We start from the raw sequence: 5,544 nt of genomic DNA, 5'->3' as shown, positions 1-5,544 counted from the left end.
CCCGGCGTCCGCGGCGGGCCCCCGTACCGTCCTCGACATCGGCTGCGGCGACGGCACGGCGGCGGCCACCGCCGCGCCCCTCCTCACCGGCCACCGCATCATCGGCGTCGACTGGTCCCAGGACGCCCTCCGACGCGCCCGCACCCGCATCCCGTACGCGGTCCGGGGCGAACTGGCCGACGGGGGACTGCCGTTGCGGTCGGAGTCCGCCGACGCCGTGCTGTTCAGCGAGGTCATCGAGCACCTGGTCGACCCCGACGCGGCCCTCGACGAGATCCGCCGCGTCCTGCGCCCCGGCGGCCATCTGATGCTGTCGACACCCAATCTCGCCGCCTGGTACAACCGCGCCCTGCTGCTCGCGGGCGTCCAGCCGGTGTTCTCGGAGGTAAGCCTGCGCGGCATCCACGGCCGTCCGGGGACGGAGGTCGTGGGCCATCTGCGGCTCTACACCGCCCGTGCGCTGCGGGAGTTCGTGGCCGCGTCCGGCTTCGAGGTCGTACGGCTGCGCGGGGCACCCTTCCACGGCGTACCGCGCCCGCTGCGTCCGCTGGACCGCCTGGCCTGCGCGGCCCCGTCGGCCGCGTCGATCCTGCTGCTGCACGCACGGAGGATGTAGGCGATGTGGTGGGGAGTGGCCGCGGCCCTGTTGGCGAACGCGCTGTACAGCACCGGATTCGTCCTGGAGAAACGGGCACTCACCGCCATGCCGCAGGTGACGGTCCGGGAGCCGGTGAAGCTGCTGCGGCAGGTCGTCGGCAGCCCGCTGTGGATCGCGGGCTCGCTGTCGCTGGCCGCCGGCTTCGCCGCACAGCTGGCCGTGTACCGGACGCTGCCGATCGCCGCCGCCCAGGGCATCTTCGTATCGGGTCTTGTCCTGCTGGTCCTGCTGTCGGCGCGGCTGCTCGGCGAGGAGACCACGGGCCGGGAACGGTACGCCCTCGGCGCCATCCTCGCCGCGCTGCTGATGGTGGTCCTGTCGCTGGACGAGCGCTCCGACACGGTCAGCGGCGGAGCGCCGTACGCGCTGGTCCTCACGGTCTGCCTGCCCGCGCTGGCCGCCGGGGTGGGGCTGTACCGGTCCGCCGAGCGGCGCGCCCGGCACCGGCACCGGATGCCGACCACGGGCGTCGAGTACGGCGTGGCGGTGGGCCTGCTGTACGGCGTCAGCTCGCTCGCGATCAAGGGCGTGTCGAGCCATCTGTCCACCGGCGGGCTCGGGGACGCGGTGGTCGGCCTGCTGCGCTCCCCGTACCCGTATCTCCTGCTCTTCACCGGCGCGTTCGGTCTGGTGATGTCGCAGGCGGCGTTGCAGCGCTGCCGGGCCTCGCTGATCGTGCCGGTCTGTACGACGGTGACCTGCCTGTTCACGGCGGTGCTCGGCACCCTGTCGTTCGGCGAGTCGCTGCCCGACGATCCACTGCGGCTGACGCTGCGCCTGTCGGGCACGGTACTGGCGGTCGCCGTACTGCTGAGCATGCCCAAGCACGACAGTCCAGCGCCATCGGCGCCCCCAAACCCCGCACCGGCCGAGGAGTTGCCCCTCCATGAATCGCGACGACCCGCTGCTCCAGATCCTGGCGTGCCCGCTGGACAAGGGGCCCCTGCACCTGGTGGTCCACGACGAGGAGGAAACGCGACCTGACACCGACACCGCCGCCCGGGCCTCGGAGTCGCTCTACAACCCCCGGCTGCACCGCCGTTACCCGATCGTCGACGGCATCCCGCAGCTGCTGCCGTCGTCGGGCGAGCAGGTGACGGAGGACGAGCACGAGAAGCTCTCCGCACTCCTCAAGGGGATGAGCTCATGACCACGCTCGCCGCCCGGCTCGCGCCGCTCCTCCCGGACCGGCTGGTCGCCTCGACCGCCCGGCTCGTCTACCCGCGCTTCGAACCGGAGCTGGCCCGGCTCGACGAGCTGTGCCCGCCGGAGTGCGGTACGGCGGTGGACGTCGGCGGCTGGTACGGCCCCTGGACACGGCGGCTGGCGCGACGGGCCAGGAACGTGGTGACCGTCGAGCCGGTGCCCCGGCTGGCCCGGCTGCTCAGCTCGACGGCCCCCTCCAACGTCCGCGTCGTCCAGGCCGCCGCCTCCGACCACCCGGGCACGGCCCGCCTCTGGCTGCCGCCCGGCGACGACGGCGGACGCGGGGTGTCGTCCCTGGTCCGCCGGGACATCCACGCCCGCGCACTGGACGTCCGCCTGCTCCCCCTCGACGGCCTGGGCCTGACGGACGTCGGGTTCATCAAGATCGACGTCGACGGCAACGAACTGGCCGTCCTGCGCGGCGCGTCCGGCCTCCTGACCCGCGACCGCCCGGCCCTCTTCGTCGAACTGGAGGCCCGTATCCAGCCGATCACCCCCGTCGTCGACCTCCTCGCCGGCCTGGGCTACGCCGGCTGGGTCCTCCCCGCCCGGACCTGGCTCCCCCTCGTTCCGGCCACCCTGGAGGCCCACCAGGAGCGCACGTCGCACCGGGCGTCCCAGGGGCTGCTCCGGCGTGTCCTGCCGTTCGCCGGCCGGTACGTCAACTCGGTGCTGTTCCTGCCGGACGGGCGCCGCCCGGGTGAGCGTGCCGGTGACCACCGGACCGCCTCGGGCGCCGTACGCCACGATGGACCCCATGTCCTCCGCGAAGCGCCCCGGCCCCGATAGGCCCTCCGGTCCGTTCACCTCGCTGGACTTCCAGCTGGTGCTGCTGCGTCGTATGGCCGACCACAATCCGGAGCTCGTCGAGGACGCCCGCCGCGGTCTGGGCGTCTCCCTCGCGGACATGCGCGAGGCGAACCGGCGGTGGCAGGCGATGGTGCGCTCGCCCCGGGCGCGGGGGTCGGCGTCCCGGTACCGGTCGGTCCTGGGCGCGCCGGAATCGGCTACGGCGCTGAAGATCGGCGACCTGGACTGCGAGGCCTGGCTGTGGCCGGTGCCGTTGTGGCCCGACCTCCGCTTCGAGGTGCTGCTCGCGCCGAACGGGGCGGTGTGGAACGAGTGGCTCGTGCGGGCGCCGGGGGTCGCAGGTCCTGAGCTGCGCGCTCTCGAAGACCTGACGCCGTGGTCCTGCACGGTGGACGAGGTGGCGCGGGCCTTCGCGCCGGCCCGGCCGCTGGAGGGGACCGCGCCCACGCGGTGGGGGCTGCGGTTCGTCGCGCCCGACGGGCAGGGGGTGCGGCGGGAGTGTGTCGCGGAGTTCACGTGGGGGCTGTTGCAGCGGATCGGCACCGCCCCGCGCCCTTGAAAGCACCTGGTCGTACCTCGTCAGATCACGCACTCTTTCGATCAGCCTTTTCCCCAATCGCTCGCCATGGCCCCCTAAGCGGACGATTGGCAAGCATCCGGCCGTGGGGAGCACCGCTGGGCCTACTGTCCGTGCAGAGTCCTGATCTCACGGAAAGGCAGCCCCATGACGGCCCAGCACCCCGCGGAGCGAACCGTGCCCGTCGAGCGGCTGCGGCTGGGGGATCACGCCTGTATGAGTGCGGCGGACCTGCGCGGGGAGTCGCCGTGGAAGGTGTTCACCGCGTACACCCGGACGAGTCTCGCGCGCGGGGAGAAGGTCCTGCTCGTCATGGACCCCGACGACCTGAGCGACGACGAGGTGGTCGCCCTGCTGGACCGGGGCAGCGGGCAGGTCGCGGCGGCGCGGGCCGGCGGCCAGCTGTCGCTCAAACGCAACACGGAGGTCTACGCCCCCGACGGCCGCTTCCAGGAGCGGCGCACGATCGACACGTACACCGCCGAGGTCGACCGCGCCTGCGACGAGGGCTGGGCGGGGCTGCGGGTCACCGCCGACATGAGCTGGGCGCCCCGGATGAACCTCGCCCACGACCGGCTGCTCGACTACGAGGCGTCCGTGGCGCCGCTGTTCGCGGACCCGCTGTTCACCGCGATCTGCTGGTACGACCGCCGGCGCTTCGACGACGAGATGACGGCCCGCGTCGACAAGGTCCACCCGCTGCGGGTCATGGAACGCCTCGACTCCCTGGAGGTCACCGAGACCCCCGACGGCGGGCGGATCGCCGGTACCGCCGAGCTGAGCACGCGCACCGCGTTCGTCGAGATCCTGCGCCAGGCACTGGAACACCGTGACGACACCGGCCCCAGCCACTTCGTCCTCGACCTCCGTGACCTGTGCTTCATGGAGGCCCACTGCGCCTGGCAGCTGATCAGCCTCGCCGCGTCGCTCCCGGCGGGCAGCGAGGTCACCGTGCGCTGCGGCGAACTGCTGGGGCTGGTCCTGTCGCAGCTGGGCGCCGACGAGGTGCCCCAGTTACTGGTCAGCGTGGAGGGAGAAGGGGACGGGGGAGACGCCGGGTGAGCGAGGGTCCGGTGCTGCGAATGGAGTTCGACGGCGCGGAACTCCCCCTGGTGCGCTCACTGGTCGAGGAGGCGGCGCTGCGGGCCCGTCTCGCCACCGCGGTCAAGGGCGCTCTCGTACAGGCCGTGTCGGAGATCGCGACGAACGCCGTGGTGCACGGGGGTGGGGCGGGTGCCGTGGAACTGCGGGTGGTGGCGGGCGAGTTGCGCTGCGAGGTGACGGACAGTGGGCCCGGTCCCGCGGCGCGACGGCCCGAGGGGCACGGGCTGCGTCTCGCCGAGTCACTCTTCGCCGACGTCGGCACCACCGGCCGTATCGCCGTCCACAGCACCCCCCGGGGCACCACGGCCACCCTGTTCGTGCCCCTGCCGGCCCGCGTCACAGCCCCGCCCGCGCGCTGAACCAGGCCGCCACCTGACTGCGGTTGTGGAAGCCCAGCTTCACGAGGATGCGCTCCACATGGCCCTCGGCGGTGCGGCGGGCGATGACCAGGTGATCGGCGATCTGCCTGTTGGTACGGCCCTGGGCGACGAGGGCGGCGACCTGGAGTTCACGGCGGGTGAGCGGGACCGGGTCGGGCACGGGATCGGCGCTCGGGGCGGGGGGCGGGGCCGCACCGACGGGGCTCCCGGCAGAGGCTGCGCCCTCCCCTGCGGTCGAGGCGGCCCGCGTGCGTACGGCCAGGGCGGCCCCCTCCCGCGGCTCACCCAGCGCGTACGCCACCGCCTGCTCCGCCGTCAGACGGCCGCCCCGGCGGTGGGCCAGGGCGTAGGCGTGGTCGCCGAGGGCGCGGCGGGCGTGGTGTTCGGCGGCGCGGGGGCGGCCGGACCGGTGGGCGTCCATGGGGTTGCCGCCGATGTCGTGCCAGATACGGTCGACGGCACCGCGCAGGACACCGGCCCGCTCGGCGTCGCCCGCCAGGGCCTCGGCGGCGGCGAGCAGGTCGAGGGTGCGGGCGAGACTCTGGTGCTGGCGCACGGTGTACGGCAGCCGCAGGCAGGCGCGGGCCTGCTCGGCGGCACGGTCGTACTGCCCGGCCGACCAGTGCGCGAGAGCGAGGGTGCGCAGCGCCCAGGAGCGGGCCCACTGCTCGCCGTGGGCCTCGCAGAGGGCGACGGCCTCGGCGCACAGGGGGATCGCCTCCGCCGCGCGGCCCCGGCTGACGAGGGTGCAGGCGAGTTCGACGCGGGTGAGGACCACGAAGGCCGTGGAGGCGCGGGCGCGGCCCGGG

At 73.8% G+C, this 5,544-nt stretch carries 8 protein-coding genes; 7 read left to right on the top strand and 1 reads right to left on the bottom strand.

The genetic code is table 11. The features are described from left to right. The 7 genes from AWZ10_RS19025 to AWZ10_RS18995 form a co-directional block, all read left to right on the top strand. Window positions 1-616, top strand: a 616-nt coding sequence (locus tag AWZ10_RS19025) for a class I SAM-dependent methyltransferase (RefSeq protein ID WP_060891644.1), incomplete at its 5' end; no start/stop codon positions are given. Between the two features lie 3 nt (window positions 617-619). Then, window positions 620-1,642: a hypothetical protein gene (locus AWZ10_RS19020; protein WP_173531572.1), complete on the top strand. Its 1,023-nt coding sequence runs from the start codon at window positions 620-622 to the stop codon at window positions 1,640-1,642. Next, on the top strand, window positions 1,545-1,808 hold the full coding sequence (locus tag AWZ10_RS19015) for a Trm112 family protein (protein ID WP_060891643.1): 264 nt from the start codon (window positions 1,545-1,547) through the stop codon (window positions 1,806-1,808). The genes AWZ10_RS19020 and AWZ10_RS19015 overlap by 98 nt, the downstream gene beginning before the upstream one ends. Beyond that, complete coding sequence (locus tag AWZ10_RS19010; RefSeq protein WP_046706545.1) at window positions 1,805-2,653, top strand: FkbM family methyltransferase; 849 nt, start codon at window positions 1,805-1,807, stop codon at window positions 2,651-2,653. Before AWZ10_RS19015 ends, AWZ10_RS19010 begins: the two co-directional genes overlap by 4 nt. Continuing rightward, a complete protein-coding gene (locus tag AWZ10_RS19005) occupies window positions 2,613-3,233 on the top strand; it encodes a hypothetical protein (RefSeq protein WP_060891642.1) in 621 nt (206 codons plus the stop codon). Before AWZ10_RS19010 ends, AWZ10_RS19005 begins: the two co-directional genes overlap by 41 nt. 165 nt (window positions 3,234-3,398) lie before the next feature. Next, a complete protein-coding gene (locus AWZ10_RS19000) occupies window positions 3,399-4,313 on the top strand; it encodes an MEDS domain-containing protein (RefSeq protein ID WP_060891641.1) in 915 nt (304 codons plus the stop codon). Next, a complete protein-coding gene (locus AWZ10_RS18995; RefSeq protein ID WP_046706542.1) occupies window positions 4,310-4,714 on the top strand; it encodes an ATP-binding protein in 405 nt (134 codons plus the stop codon). Before AWZ10_RS19000 ends, AWZ10_RS18995 begins: the two co-directional genes overlap by 4 nt. On the opposite strand, the gene AWZ10_RS18990 is transcribed toward AWZ10_RS18995, so the two are convergent. Then, a partial coding sequence (locus tag AWZ10_RS18990; protein WP_159058298.1) for a helix-turn-helix transcriptional regulator occupies window positions 4,692-5,544 on the bottom strand: 853 nt, incomplete at its 5' end. The genes AWZ10_RS18995 and AWZ10_RS18990 overlap by 23 nt on opposite strands.

It is taken from the genome of Streptomyces europaeiscabiei (assembly GCF_001550375.1).
GTDB classification, from domain to species: domain Bacteria; phylum Actinomycetota; class Actinomycetes; order Streptomycetales; family Streptomycetaceae; genus Streptomyces; species Streptomyces europaeiscabiei.
The sequence above is the reverse complement of the archived record's forward strand: the minus strand, read 5'-3'. Positions and strand labels throughout refer to the sequence as shown.

What these genes read in the sequence shown, in the direction of transcription:
- AWZ10_RS19020 (WP_173531572.1), top strand. Translation starts at nt 620, where the DNA reads ATGTGGTGGGGAGTGGCCGCGGCCCTGTTGGCGAACGCGCTGTACAGC.
- AWZ10_RS19015 (WP_060891643.1), top strand. Translation starts at nt 1,545, where the DNA reads ATGAATCGCGACGACCCGCTGCTCCAGATCCTGGCGTGCCCGCTGGAC.
- AWZ10_RS19010 (WP_046706545.1), top strand. Translation starts at nt 1,805, where the DNA reads ATGACCACGCTCGCCGCCCGGCTCGCGCCGCTCCTCCCGGACCGGCTG.
- AWZ10_RS19005 (WP_060891642.1), top strand. Translation starts at nt 2,613, where the DNA reads ATGGACCCCATGTCCTCCGCGAAGCGCCCCGGCCCCGATAGGCCCTCC.
- AWZ10_RS19000 (WP_060891641.1), top strand. Translation starts at nt 3,399, where the DNA reads ATGACGGCCCAGCACCCCGCGGAGCGAACCGTGCCCGTCGAGCGGCTG.